This is a genomic window from Fictibacillus enclensis, from assembly GCF_030123385.1.
Classification (GTDB): Bacteria; Bacillota; Bacilli; order Bacillales; family Fictibacillaceae; genus Fictibacillus_C; species Fictibacillus_C enclensis.
This window is the reverse complement of the sequence record NZ_CP126109.1, coordinates 1,390,379-1,413,041: the sequence shown is the minus strand read 5'-3', so window position 1 is coordinate 1,413,041 and position 22,663 is coordinate 1,390,379. Positions and strand designations below refer to the sequence as shown.

Here is a 22,663-nt window from a genome sequence, read left to right as displayed (position 1 = left end):
AACAAAATTGTAAAAGTGTGTTTAATGATGTCTTTTCAGACAGGGAGTCCTTTTATGAAGCCCATAAACAAAGATACGCATTATCCTTTGGGCTGAATGTTCCTGAATATTGATGTCACCAAAATAAAAGGAAATAATCCATCATAATGGAATATTGTAGTGGACGGACGCTGGGTGAAATCGTAAACGATTTGTGTAAAGGGATAGCGTCAGGAAATGCGGATTTACAATGCTAAGCACATTTTCAAGACGGATTCCCCACATTCGTGTGTAAGTATCCTTTTTAAGATCCAAAGGGACATAAGTTTCTTTTTCGAGTACACTGGAATTAAATAGTGGGTTATATTAAAAAATGGGAGGTTTGAAACTTGTCCATTGAATCAGAACACGATCTCATCGCTCTGCAGAGGATAGGCCGTATCGTTGCATTAGCCCGTGAAGAGATGCTTTCCTATGTCCGGGCGGGAGTCACAACGGCTGAGCTCGACTGTATCGGTAAAAGGGTGCTGGATGAGCATGGAGCCGTCTCCGCACCAAATATCACCTACGGTTTTCCGGGAACAACCTGTATCTCTGTGAATGAGGTGGCTGCGCATGGCATCCCAGGCCCTCGGGTTCTGAAGGAAGGGGACGTCGTTAATATTGATGTGTCGGCGGGGCTAGGAGGATATTATGCTGACACCGGGGCAACGATAGTGGTAGGAACCGGTTCACCACACAAGGAAAAACTGTGTCAGAGCTCGCTTCGGGCGTTGCATCAGGGACTTCATAAGGCTCGGGCGGGTACCAAGATCAGTGGAATCGGACGGGCGATTCACAATGAAGCCCGCAGGGACGGCTTCACCGTGATCCGCAATTTATCCGGGCATGGCATTGGCCGGGAACTGCATGAAATGCCGGACAGCATTCTGAATTACTATGATTCGCGAGACAGAAGGCTGCTCACGAACGGTTTAGTGGTCGCGGTAGAAACTTTTGTATCGGACGGAGCGGAATTTGTAGAAGAGAGCGCTGACGGTTGGGGGTTGCTGCTGCCGGACGATCATTATGCCGCACAGTTTGAGCACACGATAGTTATTACTAAAGATAAGCCGCTCATTTTAACAACGGTGTAATGGCATCTTGGATCTTAATCATTTGAAAAAACGGCTGCCTTCACTTCAATGGCAGTCGTTTTTTCATGCGCATTCGGATTATGTTTAACAGCGTCAGATGGTGGCCGTTAGCGGATTACCCTTTTCAGTTGGAACTTGTTACGGCCCCTGTTAGAAAATCCAGTCGAAAACAGTGTAAATCCCTATGATCACTAAAGAAATAATTAAAATGATAACTGTGATACAACCAATAGCAAATAACCTATCCTCCCATGTATTTTCAGGTACTAAATCTTCCTCTATTCTTTCTTTAACCTTTTTCTGTGTTGGAGAAATGAATTCATCTAGTTGAAGTTTTTTTAAGGTTTCTTTATCTCCTTTCAGCCCCATACAAAAAAATGCATCTAGCCCTTTTAAAAAAACTAAAGAACCTAATAAAAAGAGCATCTCTCCTCATCAAAGAAATGCTCCTACCCTTATTTTATTCCGTTTTATCAGTGCTTAGATAACCCAATGTCTGTTTGTATGTATGGCTAAATCTCTTCAAATCAACATTTGAATGTTATCTCCCATCTTTATCATACCATATAAAGGAAAATAATATAAGACTGTTAATCGTTTATTTTTTCTATAAAATAATCAGAGCAAGGGTCTAAGAAACCCTAAGAATCGTTAAGGTTAGGAGAGATGTGAATGAGTTCCTATGTGCTCAATTTTCGGGAAATCGAAAAAACCCAGCTTTTGCTCGTTGGAGGAAAAGGGTTAAATTTAGGGGAATTATCGAACATCCAAGAAATACAGGTACCAGAAGGATTTTGTGTGACCACAGAGGCCTTTCAAAAAGCTCTCGAACCAAACGAAGCGTTCCACACGCATTTGCAGCAACTCAAACTGCTTCAAATAAAAGACCGGGAAAAAATCAGTGAGCTCAGTCAAAAGATCCGGCAAATCATCGAGGACGTCAAATTTCCTTCTGAGGTGATAACATCTGTCCATCGCTATCTGTCCGAGTTTGGTGAAAATCACGCGTATGCTGTACGTTCCAGCGCGACAGCTGAGGATCTTCCGCACGCCTCGTTTGCCGGGCAGCATGACACCTATTTAAATATCATTGGCAGTGATGCGATTCTGACGCACATTCGTAAGTGCTGGTCCTCTCTGTATACGGACCGCGCCATTATCTACCGGATGCAAAACGGATTCGATCATAATCAGGTTTCTCTCTCTGTCATCGTGCAGCGAATGATTTTCCCGCAAGCTTCCGGCATTTTATTTACGGCCGATCCGGTAACATCCAATCGGAAGGTGCTTTCCATTGATGCCAGTTTTGGGTTAGGAGAAGCACTGGTTTCCGGCTTAGTATCTGCGGATAACTACAAGGTAAAAGAAGATAAGATCACGGATAAAATGATCGCAGCCAAGAAACTGGCCATCTATGCATTAGAAGAAGGCGGGACCGTTACACAACAAATAGATCCTCAGCATCAAACCCTTCAAACCCTTACAGATCAACAAATTTTACAACTCGCACACATTGGCAGACAAATAGAAGCTTATTTTTCATACCCGCAAGATATCGAATGGTGCCTGGCTGATGATACATTTTACATCGTACAAACCCGTTCCATTACGACGCTATACCCCATCCCAGAAGAGGATGATGATGAAAATCGCGTCTATATATCGGTCGGCCATCAGCAGATGATGACCGATGCCATCAAGCCATTGGGATTATCGTTTTTCCTGTTAGTCACTCCTGCCCCGATGCGTAAAGCTGGCGGAAGGTTATTTGTTGATGTTACCCAACGTCTGGCTTCACCTGGCAGTCAAAAAGGGTTCTTACAGGCCATGGGGCAGCACGATCCGTTGTTAAAAGATGCGCTGATGAACATCATCGAGCGAGAACATTTTATAAAATCGGTACCAGATGACGAAAAAGCACAAGGTCAAAAGAAACCTGGTCAACCTGCGGCTGTTCCAGCACCAAACGAAAACGATCCGACCGTTGTTACGGAGTTGATCAAGAAAAGCCAAGCATCGATCGAAGAGTTAAAACACAACATCCAGGCCAAATCCGGAACAGATTTAATTGATTTTATTCTGGAAGATATTCAGGAATTAAAGAGAATCTTATTTGATCCACATAGTTCAGCTGTATTTATGGCAGCTTTCGATGCTTCAGATTGGCTCAATAAGCACATGGAACAGTGGCTGGGTGAAAAAAACGCAGCAGACACACTTTCTCAATCTGTGCAACACAATGTCACTTCTGAAATGGGTCTGGCTTTATTGGATGTCGCCGATGTCATTCGGTCCTATCCAGAGGTCATTGAGTTCTTACAGCATGTAAAAGATGAGGCTTTCTTGGATGAACTGGTTCATGTTGAAGGAGGACAACAAACTCGGGATGCCATCCATGATTTTCTCAGCAAGTATGGTATGAGATGCGCCGGTGAAATCGATATTACACGAGACCGATGGAGCGAAAAACCTACCGCACTTCTCCCCTTACTTCTCAGTAATATCAAAAACTTTGAGCCAAATGAGAGCCGCCGGAGATTTGAGCAAGGACGGCAGGAAGCCTTGAAAAAAGAACAAGAGTTAGTAGAACGATTGATGCAACTGCCAGACGGTAAACAAAAGGCCGAAGAGACCAAACGAAAAATCAGGATACTCAGGAATTTCATTGGTTATCGTGAATATCCGAAATACGGCATGGTCAACCGCTACTTTATTTATAAACTGGCGTTGCTGGAACAAGCGGATCAACTCGTACAAAACAATGTCATTCATGAAAAAGAAGATATCTACTATCTCACCTTCGAAGAACTTCGCGAAGTGGTGCGCACAAACCAATTGGATGACCAGACGATCACCAATCGGAAAGAAGAGTATCAAGTATTTGAGAAACTGACTCCCCCGCGTGTGATCACGTCTGATGGTGAAATCCCTGCAGGACAATACAAACGAGAAAATCTACCGGCCGATGCCATTGTCGGTCTGCCTGTTTCTACCGGAGTAATCGAGGGACGGGCCCGTGTGATCGTCAACATGGAAGATGCTGATCTGGAAGAAGGAGATATCTTAGTCACCTCCTTTACTGATCCCAGCTGGACTCCATTGTTTGTTTCGATAAAAGGCTTAGTCACAGAAGTCGGCGGACTGATGACCCATGGAGCCGTAATTGCCCGTGAGTATGGGTTACCCGCAGTGGTTGGGGTGGAAAATGCTACTAAGTTGATTAAGGATGGACAACGCATTCGGGTGAATGGAACGGAAGGTTATATCGAGATATTGTAATGGTGTAAAAATAGCGGCTGACCCAATCGCTCACGTACTGAGTTTTTTGGTGTCAGCCTTTTTTGTGGTTGAAAAGTTATATCCCATTTTCAATCTTAAATTTGAAAATCTCATCCACTGCTTGCAGATAGCCTCCCGCCTTTTTAAAAGATTCGCTGGTCTTCTCAACCTGTAGTCGGAAAGAGGGCTCGTTCAGTATAGCATCTGCGGCTTCATGAAGTTGAGCCGCTGTTAAGTGTTCCATTTGCAGTTTCTTTCCAGCTCCCATATTGACCACTTGTTAAGCAACCATCGGCTGATCTGCGCTCTGCGGAATGACAAGTAAAGGCACTCCGTTGTAAAGGCCTTCGTTGGCACTGTTCATTCCTCCGTGGGTGATGAATAAATCAGCTTCTTTCAGCACCTGCGTCTGTGGAACGTAATTTTCGACGATGAAGTTTTTCGGAATCTTCCCTAGAGCTGCCTTTTGCGTTCTATGCCCAATGGACATGATCACGGTATGTTCACTGTCTCCAAACGCCTCAAAACAAAGTTTATAGAATTCTGTGGCTTGGTTAAAGACCGTACCCAGAGATATGTAAATGAGATCCTTCCCCTTGATCTCAGCGAAGTCGACGTTTTCTTTCGATAGCCGTAGAGAAATAGATGGACCCACAAATTTATAAGAGGGATCAAATGTGTCCCCGGAAGGTTGAAACTCCCTCGTGGTATAAATGATAGTCAATGGTGCAGGATTACAAAAAACTTCATACCGCGAGCCAATTTCAACATCATAGTTTTCCTTCAATTTTGTTTTCAGGTTTTGATAATCCTCTTTAATTGTTGCAAGCGTTTTTGGCGTGATATCCTGCGAAAGGTGTTCGAGCATGCTCTCGAAGGAGTCTTTCGTATGTGCGAAAGAGGTACACGAACTAATGGCGGGAAGTTTGAGAATTTGTGCGAGAAACCGTCCACAGCCAAACATGGAATCATGGATCATGTAATCAAAATGCTCCCCTTCAATTTGCTTCAATACGCTTGGAATCACAACATCAGCCGTATGCAAAAGGCCATTGATTCTTTCAAGCAAATACGTTCGTCCACCTGATAGAAAGGCTTTAATAAACGCTTCTCCGTCAAATGTCCGGACAGTCGCTCCGGTCATCTCCACTCGTTCCCGAAAAGCTTCTACAGTAAAATAAACGACCTCTTCCCCGCGCGAAATCAGCTCTTGCACCACTCCGATCGTTGGATTGATATGTCCTTCAGACCCAGTATTAATAAACAAAACTCGTGCCATAGATTGATTCACTCCCTATAAATTGATGACGTGATTTGCAAAAATAATATTACATCAATGGTGTCATGCCCTTTGTTAAAAAACAATCTATCATTTTGCCTAAGAATCATCACCATAATACCTTAATTAAGCAAAAAAACTGCTTCCTTTCTCAACGAAAAAGCCGCCTTCTTCGGCAGCTTTTTCGAATTCTCTCGACTCTACTATCATACACAATTTACGGCAAAATACCGTTCATGCCACATCATATTTTTCATCTGTTCAAAATATACTTGGCATATAGCCACAACAGGGCCTATCGACAGGAAAAAGAACATAGGAAGGTGTGAAAGCATGGCCAAAATAGGTAAAGATGATTTTGTTAATGGCTTCGTTCCTCATCATAATCATGGTTCAGTGGATTACACCGCAATAGCTGACGGACATGTCCATCAATGTCTGGATGTGACTTCCCCTCCCATCCAGCACGAACAAGGCCACATCCATTATACAGAAGGCTATGTGGTGTTTGAGGACGGGCACAACCACCACTACAAGGCGTATTCCGGCCCCGCCATCCCCGTAGGAAACGGCATGCATGTACACTATTATGATTTTTACACAACGGAAAATGATGGTCATCGCCACCATGTGCGGGGCGTAGACCAGCCAGCGCCAGGCAATCGCTAACTACATCATTAAAATAGGAGGAGGCTGTCTTGTGCAGCTTCCTCTTTTTGTGTAATAGTTATTAAGTTACTTAAACCTTTCAAATAAAAGGCTTGCATTGTAATCTATAGGGGAATACTTAAAACCGATGCTGTAATGAAAAATGGAGGTACTCAAAATGAGTGTGAAAAAAATTCAATTCCTGAATGAAGCTGCCTACTCACTAGAAAATGAAGAAGTTGAAGTGATTGTCCTTCCCTCTCAAGGAAGTAACCTAATTTCCATCCGTGATAAAAAGACCGATACCGAGATCCTCAGAACACCGAAAACGAAAGAGGAATATGAAACACGGAAAATGGTATTCGGAACACCGGTGCTCTTTCCTCCCAACCGCATTGAAGATGCCACATTTGAATACAATGGCCGGGTCTACGAACTGGAGATGAACAGAGCCAAAGAGGATGTTCATATTCATGGCTTTGTGCATGACAAGGAATGGACAGTCCTTGAGACAGATGACACCATTCCGCGAATCAAAACAGAGATTCGTTCGTCAGAGCACCCAGGTATTCTCAGCCAGTTTCCGCATGACTTTACCATCACGATGACGATTGAGATCCAGGGAACAGAAGTCATTCAAACGATAGAGATCACAAACAACGGGGACAGCCTCATGCCATGCGGGATCGGCTACCATACCACCTTCCAATTTCCTGATTCAGCGGAATTACGCATTGACGTCCAGGAACGATGGCGTTTAAATGAACGTCACCTGCCAACAGGCGAATTGGAAAACGTCCAAAACAAGGATGAGTTCTCACAAGGAACCCCGCTATCTGGAGTTGCACTGGATGATGTGTTCGTCATGACCGAGAACAAGACCGCAGCGATTGATTTACCTGGTCTTGATGTCTCCTATTCTGTTTCCGGCCGGTTCACTCAATGGGTGTTATTCACAGCGAGCGGCAATGAAAATTTGCTGGCCATCGAGCCTTATTCCTGGGTGACCAATGCACCAAATTTAAAGCAGCTGCCCAAGCGGCTGACCGGCTTGGATGATATACAGCCGAAAGAGAAAAAAGATTATGTGTCCCGGTTTAAAATCAAGCGTAAATAAAGCAAAAAAGGAGCTACTCTCTGAAGGATGGCTCCTTTTTTACTCAATTACTTCTTCAGCTAAAACGATAAATTGACCCTCTTTTTATCGCTGATTGAATGCGGTCTTTTTTGAAACAACATTGCTTCGTCATAATGATCTTCACAATAGTAACCAATTAACTGTTCTTTTGTATAAACAGGGGATAAACACTTCACTTCAAACTTACTTCTTGAACAAGACATGCAGAATGAACTCTTACCACATTTACTCATTACATCGCCTCAATTTATTACCGAGATTTCCATAACCCTATTTAAATGGTACTATATTCCTCTCCGACACGGTATTGATAAAATGAGCCCCAGGTCCCATGACTAAAGTGAAAAAATTACGGCGATTTTATCAACTCTTTACCGTTCGCATTTAAGTTTAAAGTGTTGTCTTAACAGATTGACCAGTACCCACCGGCGTTTTTTCCTTAATCTGCTTTAACGTTGCTACGATAAGAAAGCTAACGATCACGAGTAAGAGCCACGAGCTCACCTTTCCCAGATGAACGAGACTCCATGCTTCGATTTGGTTTGGGTATTGCCAGGCTCCAAAGAACGTTGCGATATTTTCAGCGATCCAGATAAAAAATCCGATGAGTACAAAGGATAATGCGAGAGGCATACGGTACCGGGTTCCATTCACATCATAAGTTACCCGTGTCTGCCAAAAGACGATAATCACAAGTCCAGATAACCACCAGCGAACGTCCATCCAATAATGGTGGGTGAAAAAATTTAAATAAATCATGGATGCAAGAGATACAACCACCGAAAACGACGGCCACTTTACCAGTTCAACCTTAAGCCTTCTCCACGCCTGGCAAAGATAACTCGCTACACTTGCGTACATGAATCCGCTATACAAAGGCACTCCAAAAATTTTGAAAAACCCTTCCTCGGGATATGACCAGGAACCCATGTGTACCTTGAAAAGTTCAAGAGTAAGCCCAATCAAGTGGAACAAAGTGATCACCTTCAGTTCATCCCGTGTTTCAAGCCCGGAGCGTACCATACCCCATTGCATTAGGAGGCAGATGATCAACATCCAGTCGTACCTAGCCAGTAAGGGAAGTGGAACGATTTTTGTAAAAGCCAAAGAGGCAAAAATAACGACTGGAAACAAACATGACAGGGCTTGCTCCCAGCCAAAACGAAAGAGTTGTTTTAGTGCTCCCACAATTTGGCCTCCATTTTTGAAGAGTTCATTTCTACGTAATCAATCCTGAGTATCTTCATCATTTCTGTACTCCAAAATATCTCCGGGTTGACACTCCAACGCTTTACAAATCGCCTCCAAAGTGGTTAATCGAATCGCTTTTGCCTTTCCATTTTTCAAAATAGAAAGGTTCGCCATTGTGATTCCCACTTTCTCCGAAAGTTCGGTTACACTCATTTTCCGTTTTGCGAGCATCACATCAATATGGATAATAATTGCCATGTTAGTCACCTCAGACTACTAAGTCATTTTCTGATTTTATATCAATGGCATCTTTTAAAAGCATTTGAAGAACAGCAGCAAAGACTGCAATTACGATTGAAGCAAAAATAATCACCAGTCCGATTACGATGATACCTGGGGCGTCATCCATCTGCGCTATGAGATAAAAGATCGGCATCCCCAATCCGATCAAGATACTGATTGTAATTGCACAATATTTTATATTCTTTAAAGCTCTTACCGATCGTTCAGAGAAAGCTATATTCTTATCGATGTAACTTAAAAGCCTGAATGCTTGATATAGAGCAAAGTAAAAGGGTATAGCCGATGCATATAAGTCGATAAAAACGAGATATTTCAAATAAGCATGATCTGGATTTAATTCTGCGATATATTTCGCAATCTCAGGCACCAAAAAGATGCACATAGCAAGAACTGGAAGTCCAATAAGAAAAACAGCTATTTTTAAAAAGAGTGTTGATACCCGTTTCATAAAAAGACACCTCACTTTTTTATTGTCAAATTGAATTTAACACACTATTTATCGTTTTACAATAAATCGTTATTGTTTTTTATTATATTGTTATTGTTAAATAAATATCCCTGGCATGTAATAAAATAAAAAAAGACGCCTATCTTCATAAAGATAGGCGCCCAATAGTTGAAATTGAGTATATTATTTCCGCCAAAAGGTTGTATGTTCTGCTTTATCCTGAATATTAAATTCGATCATTTTTTTCAGCAATTCGTAATTAACCGGCTCTTTCCAAGGAATTCGGAACAAGCCTTTTGTAAAGCTGTAGCCGGCTTGCGCAATATCATCGGCAAAGTGAGTAATGCCTGCCTCTTCAGGTGACACACTCAAATGATGCTTTGCTGTAGAAAAGCCGATGATAAAGGTGCCATGATCAGTAAACATGGGTGTATTCCACTTAATCTGCGGTTCCAAATGGGGGAATTGATTCGCGATCCACGTCAATATTTCCTCCGTTCGGCTGCGATGGTCCGGGTGATTAATGCCATCTAAATATTTTACGAAAACGTCCATCCTCATCCTCCTCTACTGGTATGCTAATGTCTCCTATTGATTCTTCCAGTTTAATTTTTATCTTTGATGTGTTTCTTACTTCGAAAGTTTCTTTTCAAGAATGATTTTCGGTTCTCCTTCGTCATCCGTGTATGTGCCAATAATATCAAAGCCGGCTTTAATATTTAAAATCAGCATGCTTCTCCACTTATTTTTGGTTTTTGTTTGTACGGCTTTGTACCCACTTTCTTTAGCATGAAGATGCTGCTGTTCCATTAATTTTGAGGCAATCCCCTGGTTCCTGTAGTTAGCATCCACCCCTCCCAACCAGCTATAAAACTGTTCCCGATTTAGCGCGTATCCTATCTTATAGCCGACCATCTTTTCTCCATCCACTGCCACATCAATTTGCAAGTCAGGTTTTTCCTTCATTCGGCCTGCCAGGTCATCCTACCCGCCAAAGATTTCATTATGTAACTGGATGATGTCCTCTACTGTCTTGCAATCGGGATATGTATCAAAATGAGTATACTTAATCGCCATGTGAATTCTTCTCCTATTCTAGCAATATTTACATATCTCTTCTTCATCACGCTCGGACAATCCTTGTTAAAGCATTTAATCCATCAAAAAAGCGCATATCTTGTAATGGATAGGCGCCCAATCGATGGTTAAGTTAAAAATTTTATAGGATTACTCCTGAAAAAATACCTTTTAGTACTTCTTTTCCGTTCTGATTTTCACATAAAAAGGATGCAGCAATAGATGTTCTATTATTTTCTTTTAGCTTGTATTCTTCAATCTTAACTTCACAATTGATGGTGTCTCCTGTGAACAATTCAACATCCCTTACTGTAAATGTCCGCTCAAACCTAATGTTAAAGACATAAATCTCCTCCTTTCTCAATTTAAATATGACATGTATTCAAACGCTGTTATTCCGTACACTCTCTTAAAATGTTTATTTAAATGAGTTAAATCAACAAAGTCACATTCGGCTACTGCTGCATAAATATCTCGACTATTATCGATTAAGTGCTTCGCACGTTCAATTTTGCAGTTAAGATGATATTGGTATGGTGTAATTCCAGTATGAGTTTTGAAAAATCTGATAAACTGAAATTTAGATAAACCAAGCTCCATACTAATCTCCTCGAGTTTAAGCACATGGTTTAAGTTTGCATGCAGTATATCCTTTGCTTTTCTGATAAGGGCATTATCCTTTTTACCGTCTAAAGATAAATCCGTTTGAATCAGTCCATCAGAAAGCGCCAAGAGTTGTTCGCTGCAGAAAGCCTCATCTTTTTCACCTAAGATTGCATTAGCTAGATTTAATACTCTTTTTTCAAGTTCAAAATCGTATACGATTGGGGTTGAAAAGCATACAATATCCTTTTTCTGGGCGACCTCTAAAAGCAATTCTGGATCAATATATACCATCACATACTCAAGACCAGTCCTATTATGCGCCATTCCATCATGTGCTTGTTCAGGATTAAAAAGCATAACACCATGTGGATACGACAGCTGTAAACTCCCATCCAAGGTATAATGTTGAACACCACGTAATGTCACACCAATTGCATATTCCTTATGATAGTGCTTTTTATACTTAAAATCAGTCATACTCGCTGACAATGCCGTAATACCTGCTGCCTTTTTATATATAAATTTATCCATTTATTTCACCTCTTTAAGCACTGCCTATTTCCAAATCATCAGTGTAGCATAAACCAAAGAAAGAGCCATTACTACATTGACAACCCTATCATGCTTTTGTAGAAACTCCTTGAAGATTGTACCGAAAAGAATCCACGCAAGAAATGCTAAGAATCCAATGACCGTTATAACAAAAACACTTATTGTCACAGCTGGCATGTCGGTATAGTAGGGTAAAATAAAGCTAGGAATGACGGTCATTGTAAATAGTACCACTTTTGGATTTAAAAACTGCATAAGGAAGCCCGAAATAAAAGTACCAGCATGGTTGTCGGCCGGCTTTGATGTATCCATCGTGTATATTTGATAAGCGAGATATAACATATAAATGGTTCCGATAATCTGCATCCCTAGTAAAATTTTTGGCAGGACCGCGATTAGCATCGTATTCAACATAGCAGATAAACCAAGTAATAAACCAAAAGCAATTGTTGCTCCATATGTATATTCGATTGCTTTTTTTGATCCATAATTATGCACTGTCGATAAGATCACAATATTTGTTGGCCCAGGAGTGAAAGTGACAATAAAACAGTAAATGATAAAAGATGCAATATCCATGATGAAAACTCCCCTTTCAATGTTTTCATCTAAATATACATCTGGAAATTTCATGACATGTAGTACATTATTGCACTATGATACGCACACATTCTGATCTGATGATTGGGTTATTTGAGGAGGGCTTCTGTATTAGCGCATTCCAAAGCAGGATGTTTCCTGCTTTGGAATGCGCTGATTCTCATCGGTGTTTTATTCGTTATCATAGAGAAAGAATAGTATTGATAAACCCCATCAACTTTATTGAAGGGGTTTGCTTTTTGTAGCAGGAGTTACATTTAAAGAAGTAATCAGTAAAGCTTTCCTTTTGTCAAAATAACTGCTTTCCCGCCCACCATAACCTTTGGATTGTTTTCATTCATTAATTTAGTAATAATACGTGAAGGTCGATCCATGCTTTAGTCTATGGCAGGCGGTAAAAAAGTTTGATTTTACGATCTTTATGAAGAGTTTTAAAATAAGGGAGAAACCATCTTTAGCAGGAAAGGAAGAAAAGAATGATCAGGGAAGCGACTTCGAACGATTTAAAGGATATTCTAGCTATCTATAATGATGCCATTCTCAATACTACTGCTGTATACGCCTATCAACCTCAAACACTCGAAAACAGGCAAATTTGGTATCAACAAAAGAGAGATGAGAATTACCCAATACTTGTCTACGAACAAGATAACAAAGTGGTCGGATTTGCCACATTCGGTCCTTTCAGAGCCTGGCCCGCCTACAAATATTCAATTGAGCATTCTGTGTATGTGGATAAGGAATACCGAAAAAAAGGAATTGGGACTTCCTTACTGAAAGAATTAATCGCTATTGCCAATCAAAGAGAGTATATTACCTTAATTGCCGGAATTGATGCAGCAAATGAAAAAAGCATCGCCATACATAAAAACTTCGGCTTTGTTCATGCTGGTACAATAAAAAAGGCAGGATTTAAATTCAATAGATGGCTGGATTTAGCATTTTATCAACTGGAACTTAGCGGTCCTGAAAACCCTACAGAAGAATAATGTCAATCAAAGATTAGAAAAAAGGAACCTGAATTGAATTCGGGTTCCTTTCTCCTTAAAATTTAGCTTCCACCATCACCAGAGGAACTCACCACCGTTGCAGCTGAAACAGCCGCAATCATGGCCGCTTGCTGCGCCTGGATGATGGCATCCACGGCAGCATAGATACCCGTTCCTAGTAATGCAGGGTTATCCAGCTTTTCACTCATGGTTAAGTTGGCCGCCATGATCAGGTTCATATCTTTATGCCACCTGAACGGTTTTTCGCTGCCTAAACGGTCGGAGGCCTCTAATACGGTCAGCACTTCATTTTCCCCGTCTTTTAGCAGAGCGAGAAGACCGACCAGCGGGTAATGCATTCCCTTTGGCCTCTTCCATGACGTTTTAAAGGTGTCGTATATCTTTATGGATTGCCGGACCAATTCGTCTGGTTTTGTTTCACTATCAATAGATAAAATATGGCTTAAGAACTGCAGGTCATTTCCTTTTGAAAAGCCGTTCTTGCTGAGCTCCTTATAAAAATGCTCTACATGATCCATTATTTTATCCACGGTTCCATCTCTTCCGGCCAACAGGACCGCAAGCGGGTAATCGGTACTTGAGGTCAGGAAGAAATGATGGGACGACATCCCTTTGTACACCTTCATCACACGATCAATGGGAATGGAATTGCCTTCTTCCTTCTGACCAAGTAACACCTGTGCTGCCAGGTAGGTGGAAGTTCCGCGGCTAAATCGTTCATCGACCATTTGCTCATAAATCTCGATCAGCTCATGGAACTTTTTTTCCGGCTCGTCAAAATACACATCCAACATCGCTCCAATGGTAAACCGGGGTGATGATTTCAATGTATTAAAAGCACCGACGTTATCCTTGATATAGTCACTTACCTTTAAAAATTGCTGTAAATGAAAAGGCTTGTTGTTAACGACGTACATGGAGGCGACCATCATCAGCGTTCGCTGGTCACTGACCTTCCATCTAAGCGCTCCTTTTAACTGTTCATATGTATCATGGTAAGCTTGAAGTTTTTGTTCCAGAAATGGGGTGACCATCTGTCATCTCCTCTCTTTATACCTTCTAATCCTATAACGATCGGACAGATCCATAAGTTCCAATTTTCGGACTAAAACTACATCCAATGCTCCGGATGCTTTAAGTGAGGAGGAAGCTTTGTTTTACGGTTTCCTTTTGCTGCGTTTACCTGGATTTGCGTAAGAAAAATACTTCCTCTTACATCCGCCCCACTTAAGTTTGTATCCCTGAGGTCTGCACCAATCCAGTCACATCTTCGTAAATCCGCTTCCCGCAGATCAGCGGCTATGAGCAGCGTACCTCTAAATTCACTTCCTTTAAGATCCGCTTTTCGCAGCTTTGCACCCAAATAGCTGATGCTTTTCTTTTTTGATGCATTTTTCCCCTTCCTTACCAGTTTACTGGTACAAAGCAAAAGATCATTCACTTGGGATCGATGAGCCTGTACATCCAGGAGCAACAAAGCCTCAGGCTTCATATTTGTAAGACTTTCGATCGTTTCATAGCGGTCTTGTAAATCCGTTTTTATGGATTGGGTTTCTTCCCTGTTCAGTGCTTCCTTTAAATAATAGAGCATTTCTTGAAGCTGCTGCATGACTGGGAAAACGTTGAACATCTCCTGCGCACGTTCCTTGTCCTTATGCCAATCCAGTCCTTTATACGTCAATTGGGAGACTTTTTGTCCTGCACCAAAACAGTGAAAGACAGTGCAGCCTTTAAAGCTTTTTTCTCTTAAATTTTGATGAATGCCGCATTTATTATCGTGCTGAAGGTTGGGGCATGGCGTTCCACTGTCTTTGTTTAGGGCAAAATCAGCAGACTTGGCAAAGGGCAAGGCCACACAGCAGAGCCCAAAGCACTGATCACAATCAGCCCTTAACACTTCAAGTCCTTCTGCACTTTCCTTTACATGATGAATCATATCAGGCACTCCTTTGTTACTTGGTTCTTTCTCCAGCTTACCAAATTTTTGAAAAGTAGCGAAAGTAGTTGATTCCAAGAGACATTCTTCAGCTTAAGCCCCGTTTCCTCTTCTCAAATAAAAAAAGCCGCCGAAGCAGCTTTTTTTATTCATAATCATTTATTGATTTGAGCCCATGGCTGAAATTTGCCAAGTGACGCCATATTTATCCGTGATCTGGCCGTATGAAGGACTCCAGAAGGTTTCCTGCATTTCCATGATGACGTTTCCGCCTTCACGAAGGTTCTCAAAAATTTCTTTCGATGATGGGATGTCGTCGGTGATCAAGGCAATCGTTACCTGGTCTCCTGTTTGATAAGGCATTCCAGGGAATGTATCGGATAGCATTAAGTCTGTATCGCCTACCTTAAGATGGGCGTTCATTACGCGATTTTTCGCTTCTTCCGGTGTTGGGTGTTCCGGGTTATCCGGCATATCACCAAACGTTTGGACTCCAAGCACCTTTGCGTTTAACGCTTTTTCATAAAACTTTACTGCTTCCTGACCGTTTCCATTGGTCACCAAATAAGGATAAATACCTTTAATCATCACGACACCTCATTTTAAGTTTTTATACGAACGTGTGTTCTTTACTAGTTTACTACACACTTACTATGTAAGCAACCACTTTTTTGATTTTTTCCCTTAAAAAGAGAACCGATCTTACATCGGTCCTCCGCTCAGCGTGCTGCTGCTTTCTATTTTTTCAGTTTCAAGCAATGGAGTGGATGGAGTTTCATGTTCCGAGTCTTGGTGGCTTTTGCTTATACGCACCAAAATTCCGACCATAACCGCAGCGGCAACCAACAATAGCAATAACCAAAGCATAAGAATACCCCCTCATTAATAATGTTCCTACTAAACATGCATATGAGTTCCCGGGCAACGATATAACGCTTGGTTTCTCTTAGCTGATGCAACGTTGCTCCTTTAAAAACTACTGGTTCAACTTCCTCTCCACTTTCACTCGTCGTTTGTTGGCAACTTCCAGCATACTGTTTTGTCTGCCTATCTCCCTTTTAATATCCGACAGCATGATCATGATGCGAAGGAGCAAGGCTGAAAAGAACGCAAAACAAAGAACGATTCCCAACTCAGAGTGGGTGGTAAGAAACATTAAAAAATAACCTAAAAAAGTCATTCCAAGAAATAACCCCAAAAATTTCATGCTGCCCCAACTTCCTGTTACCTTATTGCTTTTTATTGCATTATTAATCTTCTCTCTTTTTGTTCATCTTCCTTCTTGAAAACAAATTTATTTTGCAGCCGCAACCGGTTTTCTGCTGTTCTGCTTTTCACTGATTCGGTATTGCAAAAAGATAAGTGAAGCAATGATAAACGAACAAACGCCAAACGTGATGACCATCTTTTCAAATCCAATCGTATCAAGGAACAGACCGGTTAATAGCATTAAAATCTGGAAAATAATGTTGTCGGTCATGCCTTTAATTGAGAAGAAACGGCCGTGGTATTCTGCCGGAATATCGGTCTGAAAAATAGTGGTTGTGACCGGAAACAGCAGCCCCATTGCCAAGCCAAAGAAACCGAATGAAATGACCGACATAACCAGATGGCTGGCCATAAACAAAGAAATATGGGCCAGAGCGCTTATAAAAACAATGCCAAATAAATAGGGCAGTTTTGCTTCTTTTAAAAACCGCTTGGCGAGATACGTCCCCAGAAATACGCACAATCCCTCGGTGGTGTAAAGAATCCCTTTGATCCCCGGATAGTGCTGGATTTGGCTGATCTCGATCACCATAAGATTGAATCCAGAAAGAAACAGATAGGGAGGAATCAATAAAAGGATGCTATACACCACTTTGTGCTGGTCCCTCACGATCGGATACAGATCCTTTAATGTGCCGAAGAAACTTTCCTTTTTGCCGCCTTCCGTTTTCTCTCTCGGTGTTACGTCCACTTTCATATAGAACGTGGCAATCAGCAAGATAACATAGGAAATCAGTGTCACGGTGTATAGAGCAGATAGTGACATGCCAACCAGCATGACTCCTCCCAGTGCCGTCCCTGCAATCCTTGCCCCTGTAAACAGGTTCATATATACTCCGTTCGCCTGCAGCAGCTCTTCTTTTTTCACAATCAACGGGATGAGGGTCTGCATCGCCGGATTGGAAAAAGTTCCTGAGATACCGATCACGAACGTGTAGATCAGCATCCACCATACATTGTTGTAAGCGATTGCCAAATACATGAAACCAATGGCCAGACACCTGGCAAAACCTGAATAGATCAGGATTTTCTTTTTGTCTCCCCGGTCAATGATCCTTCCTGCCATCGGCGCCAGGAACACCCCGACAAGAAACCCTGATAATAGGATCAGTGCCTGTAAAAAGGAGGATTCTACGTTCTTTTGCAAAAATTCCAGGTTTCCAATGATGCCCACCCATAACCCGGTGCTTGAAACCGCTACCCCAAACATCAATAATAAAAAGTTTTTGTTGCCCCACATCTTGCTTCCCCTCTTCCCCATACCCTCAATTTAAACAACAACCATATTTTAGCATGAGACACTGTGATTCAGGATAGTCTTTTGAACCATAATCATCGGATTTCATAAAGTACGAAAATTGGGTGATAAATCCGCGTCTGATGGAGTGAGGCAAGCAGGTTAGTTGCATAAATTGAGATAAAGGACCTTGGACATTTGTTTTCAGGGTCTTTCTTCATTAAAGGAGCGGACAAATGACCTGCAAAGGCTTCGTTTTTTATTTCATCGGAATTTTAATTTTAACGCTTGGGATTGCCTTATCCATTATTTCGAATCTCGGTACTTCCCCTTATGATGCCTTCCTGGTTGGTCTATTCAGAACTATTGGTCTCACTGTTGGTTCCTGGGAGATTATTATCGCTTTGGTGATGATGGGCATGAACGGCGTTCTTTTGCGAAAACGACCGGAATTCCTCGCGCTTGGAACTGCGATTGTGACTGGTGCCGGAATCGATGCCTGGTACTTCTCTCTAAGGGGATGGATGTTGGCAGACACTGTTCTTTTCAAGCTTCTTTTGCTCGTATTGGGCATGCTTTTGATCGGCATAGGCACGGCCCTTTATTTACAGGGAAATATTGCTCCCATCCCTTTGGACCGGCTCATGCTGATTCTTCAGGAAAAACTCGGCCTCACCCTTAGCACCTCCCGCCTCCTGATCAGCATGATTGTGCTTTCCTTCGCTTATTTCCTCCATGGGCCGATTGGAGTCGGCACCCTATTGACCGCTCTATTCAACGGCTGGATTCTTTCTTTTTTTATGCCGCGTGCTCAAAGACTGTATCGGGGGTAAAGGTCGAGATTCTGACTTGCCCGGAAAAGTGGCAAAGCCGCCCGGATATTCGACAAACTTGCCCGGAAACTTGAAAAAGTTGCCCGCAAGCCCTAAAACCAAAGCTGCAGCACACAAAAAAAGGCCCGAAAAGGCCTTTTTTTAATGACTTCATTTATTCCAGCGGTCAATGACTGCGGCATTGGCCACATTTCCGATCACATTTAACGCGGTTCTGAACCCGTCGGTTAACCGGTCAACACCGGCTACGATCGCAATGCCTTCGAGCGGGAGTCCGGCTGCGGTTAACACGGTTGTCATCATGATAATCCCTGCTCCCGGTACACCTGCTGTGCTAAAGGAAACCAAAAGTGCACTGACAAATACAGCAATAATAAGTGAAGCAGTGATGTGCACATCAAAAAATTGAGCAACAAACAAGGCATTGAAGCCCTGCAAGATGGCTGCTCCATCCCGTTTTAAGGCGGTTCCAAACGGCAGAGCAAAGCTGGCAATCTCCCGTTTCATCCCGTAACGGTTACCCGCATTATCCATCGCTACAGGAAGAGCGGCATTCGAGCTCGCTGTTCCAAACGCCAAGGAAAACGACGGAAAGAAGCTTTTAAAGAAGTTGTTTGGCCGAGCTCCAACCATGAGAAGGATTAGATAATAGACCACTCCCATGATGGCTAAAGCAAGAATAAGCCCCAGAATATACATTATAAGCTTATTTACTACTCCAAAGCCCTGAGTAGCGATCACTGAAGCCATGAGCGCAAACACACCGAGTGGTGCTACCTTTAGAATGATTTGCAGGATTTTCTCGACAATCGAATAAACACTTTCAACGAGCGCCAAAAAGGGCTTGGCTTTCTCTTTTACAAGATTCATGGCCACCCCGATGAGTATCGCTGAAATGATCACCTGCAGCAGGTTCGCCGTGCTCAATGCTTCAAATGGATTGGTCGGTACAATGCTGACGAGCCAATCCACTAATGACTGGCTTTTTTGTGCTTTGCCAGGTCCCTGACCAACATCGGTGATGGAAACCCCAGTACCAGGTTTTAACAGATACGCAGTAACCATGCCGATCGCCAAGGCAACAGCACTTGTAATGATATATAAGGGCAGCAGCTTAAGAGTATATGAGCCGATTTTTCCTGTGCCCTGCAGACTTGTTAATCCGATGATCAAGGATGTAAAAACGACGGGCACAACAATAAATTGAATGATACGAATGAATGCTTGTCCTACCGGTGACAGGAAATAATGATCGATTGCTTTCACTTGTCCAGGTAAAAAGCCGTTTAGCAGAGCACCTGCAATAATACCCAGCACAAGCCCCGCTAGGATCTTTGTTGATAATTTCAGTTTTTCCCCCTCCAATATTCATAGTTAAATCATAGGATTACTATACAATAAATGAAGGATTCCTCCAACAGAAGTGCTTATCAATGATAATGCGACTGAATGTTCTCCAAATCCTTCAACAGCATACTGATTTCCTGCTGGCTTAGTCTCACCAGCATAGAATCATACAGCGAGATCACCTGGCCCCCTGCATCATTCTGGTGTTTTTGCAAATAATTGTAAAGTCTCTCGAGCTGAGAAGATGATAGTGTCGATTGCGTCATAAAGTGTTTTACCTGCTGCAGTGAAAACTCGTTTGTCCCCTGATCCAGATCTCCCAAAAGAATGTTTCCGTGTATCTCCATGATCCACACTCCGTTCAATTTGATTGATGGGTATAGTTTACCCGTTCCTCGAAAAAAGTTTCCTTCTTATGTCACAACGATCCCTTCTTTCTCGTCTTATTGATAAAACAGAAAGAAGGTATTTTATATTGAAAAAATATGAAGCAGCCATCATTGGCGGAGGGCTTTCCGGACTGACGGCAGCCGTTTACTTGGCAAAAGCCGGTATTCAAACTGTTATTATTGAAAAAGGAAAAGACGTGGGAGGCCGGGCACAAACCGTGAAGAAAAAAGGGGCTTATCTAAATCTCGGGGCACATGCTCTTTATAAAGGAGGCGAAGCGGAAGCGATATTGCATGAACTTAGAATTGAACCTTCTGGAGGAATGCCAGGAACGAAGGGAAGCGCCATTTGGAATCAGTCCATCCTTCCACTGCCCCATCACCTTTCTTCCCTTTTTTTCACAAAGCTCTTTTCCTGGAGCGGCAAAATGGAATTTGGCAAAGTGATGATGAAACTTACCAAATTAATACCGGAAGCGGTCGGCACAATAAGCCTGCGTGAATGGGCAGAGACTGAAATAACCGATCCCATGGTCAGACATACATTTTACGCTTTATGCAGAACATCCACCTATTGCATTGAACCGGAAAGACTGAGAGCCCAAAATGTGCTTGCCCAGGTGCAAAAAGGATTAAAAGGAGTGCTGTACATTGATGGCGGATGGCAAACCATGGCTGATGCGTTAAAAACATTGGCCATCGACGCTGGTGTAATTGTTATGAATCATCAATCCGTAGATTCTGTAAAAAAAGAAAACCAGTTTATCCTTTCCCTAAATAACGGGGAGAAACTTGAAGCTTCCTACGTGATTTCAACCGTTGGTCCTGAACAAACGTACACCTTAGTGGAAGGAGCGGAAGAAACATCCTTAGATGCATGGAAGAAACGCGTCAAACCCGTTTATGCCGCCTGTCTTGATGTCTCTTTACGTCATCTTCCACATCCTAATGAACAATTCGCCATTGGCATCGATCAGCATATTCTCTTTACCAATCAATCCCGGGCGGCATCCGTAAGCGAAGATGGCTCTTCTGTTATCAGTGTTCTTAAATATTTGGGGACAGAGACAACTGCCGACCCTGAGGCGGATAAACTGGAGCTGGAGAAAATCATGGACTTAATGCAGCCCGGCTGGAGAACAGAATTGAAAGCTTATCAATTCTTACCCCACATCGCTGTCGTACAGGGTTCCTGTGCCATGATGGATTATATTCCGTATGGTCCCTCAGTGCCGGAGCTGCCTGGTTTTTATGTAGCAGGAGACGGGACAGGTCACACCGAAATGCTTGTAGATGCGGCATTCGCCAGTGCAAAAAGAGCCGCTTCAGCCATTATTCACAAGTATGGCAATCTCGGAATTCGGAAGGAGGCCTAACGTGGAACCACTGCAATCAGAACAACTTTTTACCGACCACAGGCCGCTGCTTTTTTCGCTGGCCTACCGTATGCTTGGCAGTGTACAGGATGCTGAGGATATCATTCAGGATGTGTTCATTGCTCTGAATGACAAAGAGATCGAGCACATTCAAAATCAGAAAGCCTATCTATGTAAAATGGTGACCAACCGGTGCATTGATGAGTTAAAATCGGCCCGTAACCAACGTGAGCACTATGTAGGAACATGGTTGCCTGAGCCTTTGCTTACGGATGATACTCACAACCAAAATCCCTCCGAATATGTATCGATGAGGGAATCTGTATCCATGGCGTACCTGTTGCTGCTTCAGCAATTGTCAGAGACCGAGCGTGCCGTTTTTCTTTTGAAGGAAGTCCTTGATTACAGTTACAAGGACATTTCTGATATTGTTGGTAAAAGCAGCACCAATTGCCGGCAAATCTTTCATCGGGCGAAAAAAAGCATAGGCCCTCCACCTCCGGAACACAAAATCACTCAAAAAGGAAAGCTGCTCACAGAGCAATTCTTTGAAGCGCTTATGAAAGGCGATACAGGTAAACTCCTTAACCTGCTGACAGCCGATGCGAGTCTTCTGACAGATGGCGGCGGCAAAGTAAAAGCGGCTATCTTCCCGATTTTAGGTGCGGATCGAATCGTCCGTTTTTATCTTGGAATTCGTTCAAAGCTGCCGGCAAATCTTACGTTTTCTTTCACCTCCGTCAATGGAATGCCGGGAGTGGTACTCTCCTCGGGAGAATATGTTTATTCCGTTCTCTCCTTTGATGTCAGAGATAATAAAATACAAAACATCTACTCTGTTTTAAATCCGGAGAAACTGACTCATATGGGTATATGAACAAAAGCCTGCTTCTTTGAAAGCAGGCTTTATAATTTGCAATTGAGAAAGCAAACTATAATTGACACTAACTCGCGGTTTAAAAGTTAATTTGGTATACAATACATCTATATTATCGCTTTATTTATTAATAATTCCTGAAAATCATTATTT

The 22,663-nt window shown here is 42.4% G+C and carries 24 protein-coding genes and 1 pseudogene; 8 read left to right on the top strand and 17 right to left on the bottom strand.

The annotated features are described in order from the left end of the window. Nucleotides 1–368: 368 nt before the first annotated feature. Nucleotides 369–1,115: a type I methionyl aminopeptidase gene (gene map / locus QNH15_RS07580; RefSeq protein ID WP_283893779.1), complete on the top strand. Its 747-nt coding sequence runs from the start codon at nucleotides 369–371 to the stop codon at nucleotides 1,113–1,115. A gap of 150 nt (nucleotides 1,116–1,265) precedes the next feature. Here the strand turns inward: map and QNH15_RS07575 are convergent, their stop codons facing one another. Continuing rightward, entirely contained in the window at nucleotides 1,266–1,541 is a 276-nt protein-coding gene (locus QNH15_RS07575; RefSeq protein WP_283893778.1) for a DUF6584 family protein, read from the bottom strand. A gap of 246 nt (nucleotides 1,542–1,787) precedes the next feature. Here QNH15_RS07575 and ppsA point away from each other — a divergent pair, with 246 nt between their 5' ends. Then, on the top strand, nucleotides 1,788–4,394 hold the full coding sequence (ppsA, locus tag QNH15_RS07570) for a phosphoenolpyruvate synthase (RefSeq protein ID WP_283893776.1): 2,607 nt from the start codon (nucleotides 1,788–1,790) through the stop codon (nucleotides 4,392–4,394). A gap of 76 nt (nucleotides 4,395–4,470) precedes the next feature. Here the strand turns inward: ppsA and QNH15_RS07565 are convergent. Beyond that, nucleotides 4,471–5,673: pseudogene (locus QNH15_RS07565) on the bottom strand (macrolide family glycosyltransferase). A 333-nt stretch (nucleotides 5,674–6,006) separates the two neighbouring features. Here QNH15_RS07565 and QNH15_RS07560 point away from each other — a divergent pair. Together QNH15_RS07560 and QNH15_RS07555 are read left to right on the top strand one after the other, a co-directional pair. Further along, on the top strand, nucleotides 6,007–6,342 hold the full coding sequence (locus QNH15_RS07560) for a YmaF family protein (RefSeq protein WP_283893774.1): 336 nt from the start codon (nucleotides 6,007–6,009) through the stop codon (nucleotides 6,340–6,342). Nucleotides 6,343–6,499: 157 nt separating this feature from the next. Then, complete coding sequence (locus tag QNH15_RS07555; protein WP_283893772.1) at nucleotides 6,500–7,438, top strand: aldose 1-epimerase; 939 nt, start codon at nucleotides 6,500–6,502, stop codon at nucleotides 7,436–7,438. Between the two features lie 411 nt (nucleotides 7,439–7,849). Here QNH15_RS07555 and QNH15_RS07550 read toward each other — a convergent pair whose 3' ends face one another. The 7 genes from QNH15_RS07550 to QNH15_RS07515 form a co-directional block, all read right to left on the bottom strand. After that, on the bottom strand, nucleotides 7,850–8,647 hold the full coding sequence (locus QNH15_RS07550; protein ID WP_283893770.1) for a DUF817 domain-containing protein: 798 nt from the start codon (nucleotides 8,645–8,647) through the stop codon (nucleotides 7,850–7,852). 39 nt (nucleotides 8,648–8,686) lie between these two features. Then, nucleotides 8,687–8,908, bottom strand: a complete 222-nt coding sequence (locus QNH15_RS07545) for a helix-turn-helix domain-containing protein (protein ID WP_283893768.1) — start codon at nucleotides 8,906–8,908, stop codon at nucleotides 8,687–8,689. 10 nt (nucleotides 8,909–8,918) lie between these two features. Continuing rightward, a complete protein-coding gene (locus QNH15_RS07540) occupies nucleotides 8,919–9,401 on the bottom strand; it encodes a DUF2975 domain-containing protein (protein ID WP_283893766.1) in 483 nt (160 codons plus the stop codon). A gap of 183 nt (nucleotides 9,402–9,584) precedes the next feature. Continuing rightward, nucleotides 9,585–9,956, bottom strand: a complete 372-nt coding sequence (locus QNH15_RS07535; RefSeq protein WP_283893765.1) for an iron chaperone — start codon at nucleotides 9,954–9,956, stop codon at nucleotides 9,585–9,587. Between the two features lie 75 nt (nucleotides 9,957–10,031). Beyond that, entirely contained in the window at nucleotides 10,032–10,367 is a 336-nt protein-coding gene (locus QNH15_RS07530) for a GNAT family N-acetyltransferase (protein ID WP_347343371.1), read from the bottom strand. Nucleotides 10,368–10,838: 471 nt separating this feature from the next. Next, complete coding sequence (locus QNH15_RS07520; RefSeq protein WP_283893763.1) at nucleotides 10,839–11,615, bottom strand: AraC family transcriptional regulator; 777 nt, start codon at nucleotides 11,613–11,615, stop codon at nucleotides 10,839–10,841. Nucleotides 11,616–11,639: 24 nt separating this feature from the next. After that, on the bottom strand, nucleotides 11,640–12,215 hold the full coding sequence (locus QNH15_RS07515; RefSeq protein WP_283893761.1) for a LysE family translocator: 576 nt from the start codon (nucleotides 12,213–12,215) through the stop codon (nucleotides 11,640–11,642). A 497-nt stretch (nucleotides 12,216–12,712) separates the two neighbouring features. On the opposite strand from QNH15_RS07515, the gene QNH15_RS07510 reads away from it, so the two are divergent. Further along, nucleotides 12,713–13,225, top strand: a complete 513-nt coding sequence (locus QNH15_RS07510; protein WP_283893759.1) for a GNAT family N-acetyltransferase — start codon at nucleotides 12,713–12,715, stop codon at nucleotides 13,223–13,225. 62 nt (nucleotides 13,226–13,287) lie between these two features. Here QNH15_RS07510 and QNH15_RS07505 read toward each other — a convergent pair whose 3' ends face one another. The 6 genes from QNH15_RS07505 to QNH15_RS07480 all read right to left on the bottom strand — a co-directional run bounded on the left by QNH15_RS07505 (nucleotide 13,288) and on the right by QNH15_RS07480 (nucleotide 17,691). Then, entirely contained in the window at nucleotides 13,288–14,280 is a 993-nt protein-coding gene (locus tag QNH15_RS07505) for a DUF4003 family protein (protein ID WP_283893757.1), read from the bottom strand. Nucleotides 14,281–14,357: 77 nt separating this feature from the next. Next, nucleotides 14,358–15,182: a pentapeptide repeat-containing protein gene (locus QNH15_RS07500; RefSeq protein WP_283893755.1), complete on the bottom strand. Its 825-nt coding sequence runs from the start codon at nucleotides 15,180–15,182 to the stop codon at nucleotides 14,358–14,360. Nucleotides 15,183–15,341: 159 nt separating this feature from the next. Beyond that, entirely contained in the window at nucleotides 15,342–15,770 is a 429-nt protein-coding gene (locus QNH15_RS07495) for a VOC family protein (protein WP_061968090.1), read from the bottom strand. A gap of 114 nt (nucleotides 15,771–15,884) precedes the next feature. Continuing rightward, nucleotides 15,885–16,049: a hypothetical protein gene (locus QNH15_RS07490; RefSeq protein ID WP_283893752.1), complete on the bottom strand. Its 165-nt coding sequence runs from the start codon at nucleotides 16,047–16,049 to the stop codon at nucleotides 15,885–15,887. A 109-nt stretch (nucleotides 16,050–16,158) separates the two neighbouring features. Continuing rightward, nucleotides 16,159–16,389, bottom strand: coding sequence for a hypothetical protein (locus QNH15_RS07485; RefSeq protein WP_283893751.1), 231 nt, complete (start codon nucleotides 16,387–16,389; stop codon nucleotides 16,159–16,161). Between the two features lie 87 nt (nucleotides 16,390–16,476). Continuing rightward, on the bottom strand, nucleotides 16,477–17,691 hold the full coding sequence (locus QNH15_RS07480; RefSeq protein WP_283893750.1) for an MFS transporter: 1,215 nt from the start codon (nucleotides 17,689–17,691) through the stop codon (nucleotides 16,477–16,479). A gap of 233 nt (nucleotides 17,692–17,924) precedes the next feature. Between QNH15_RS07480 and QNH15_RS07475 the strand changes: the two genes are divergently transcribed. Beyond that, the gene (locus QNH15_RS07475) at nucleotides 17,925–18,521 is read left to right on the top strand and encodes a YczE/YyaS/YitT family protein (protein ID WP_283893749.1); all 597 of its coding nucleotides are present in this window, start codon (nucleotides 17,925–17,927) and stop codon (nucleotides 18,519–18,521) included. A gap of 150 nt (nucleotides 18,522–18,671) precedes the next feature. On the opposite strand, the gene QNH15_RS07470 is transcribed toward QNH15_RS07475, so the two are convergent. After that, nucleotides 18,672–19,886, bottom strand: coding sequence for a dicarboxylate/amino acid:cation symporter (locus QNH15_RS07470; protein ID WP_283893748.1), 1,215 nt, complete (start codon nucleotides 19,884–19,886; stop codon nucleotides 18,672–18,674). 65 nt (nucleotides 19,887–19,951) lie between these two features. Further along, entirely contained in the window at nucleotides 19,952–20,215 is a 264-nt protein-coding gene (locus QNH15_RS07465; RefSeq protein ID WP_283893747.1) for a hypothetical protein, read from the bottom strand. A gap of 128 nt (nucleotides 20,216–20,343) precedes the next feature. On the opposite strand from QNH15_RS07465, the gene QNH15_RS07460 reads away from it, so the two are divergent. Both QNH15_RS07460 and QNH15_RS07455 read left to right on the top strand, forming a co-directional pair. Further along, nucleotides 20,344–21,633, top strand: coding sequence for a phytoene desaturase family protein (locus QNH15_RS07460; RefSeq protein WP_283893746.1), 1,290 nt, complete (start codon nucleotides 20,344–20,346; stop codon nucleotides 21,631–21,633). Between the two features lie 10 nt (nucleotides 21,634–21,643). Next, nucleotides 21,644–22,510 (top strand): RNA polymerase sigma-70 factor, encoded by an 867-nt coding sequence (locus QNH15_RS07455; protein WP_283895467.1) that lies wholly within the window; start codon nucleotides 21,644–21,646, stop codon nucleotides 22,508–22,510. The last annotated feature ends 153 nt before the right edge of the window (nucleotides 22,511–22,663 follow it).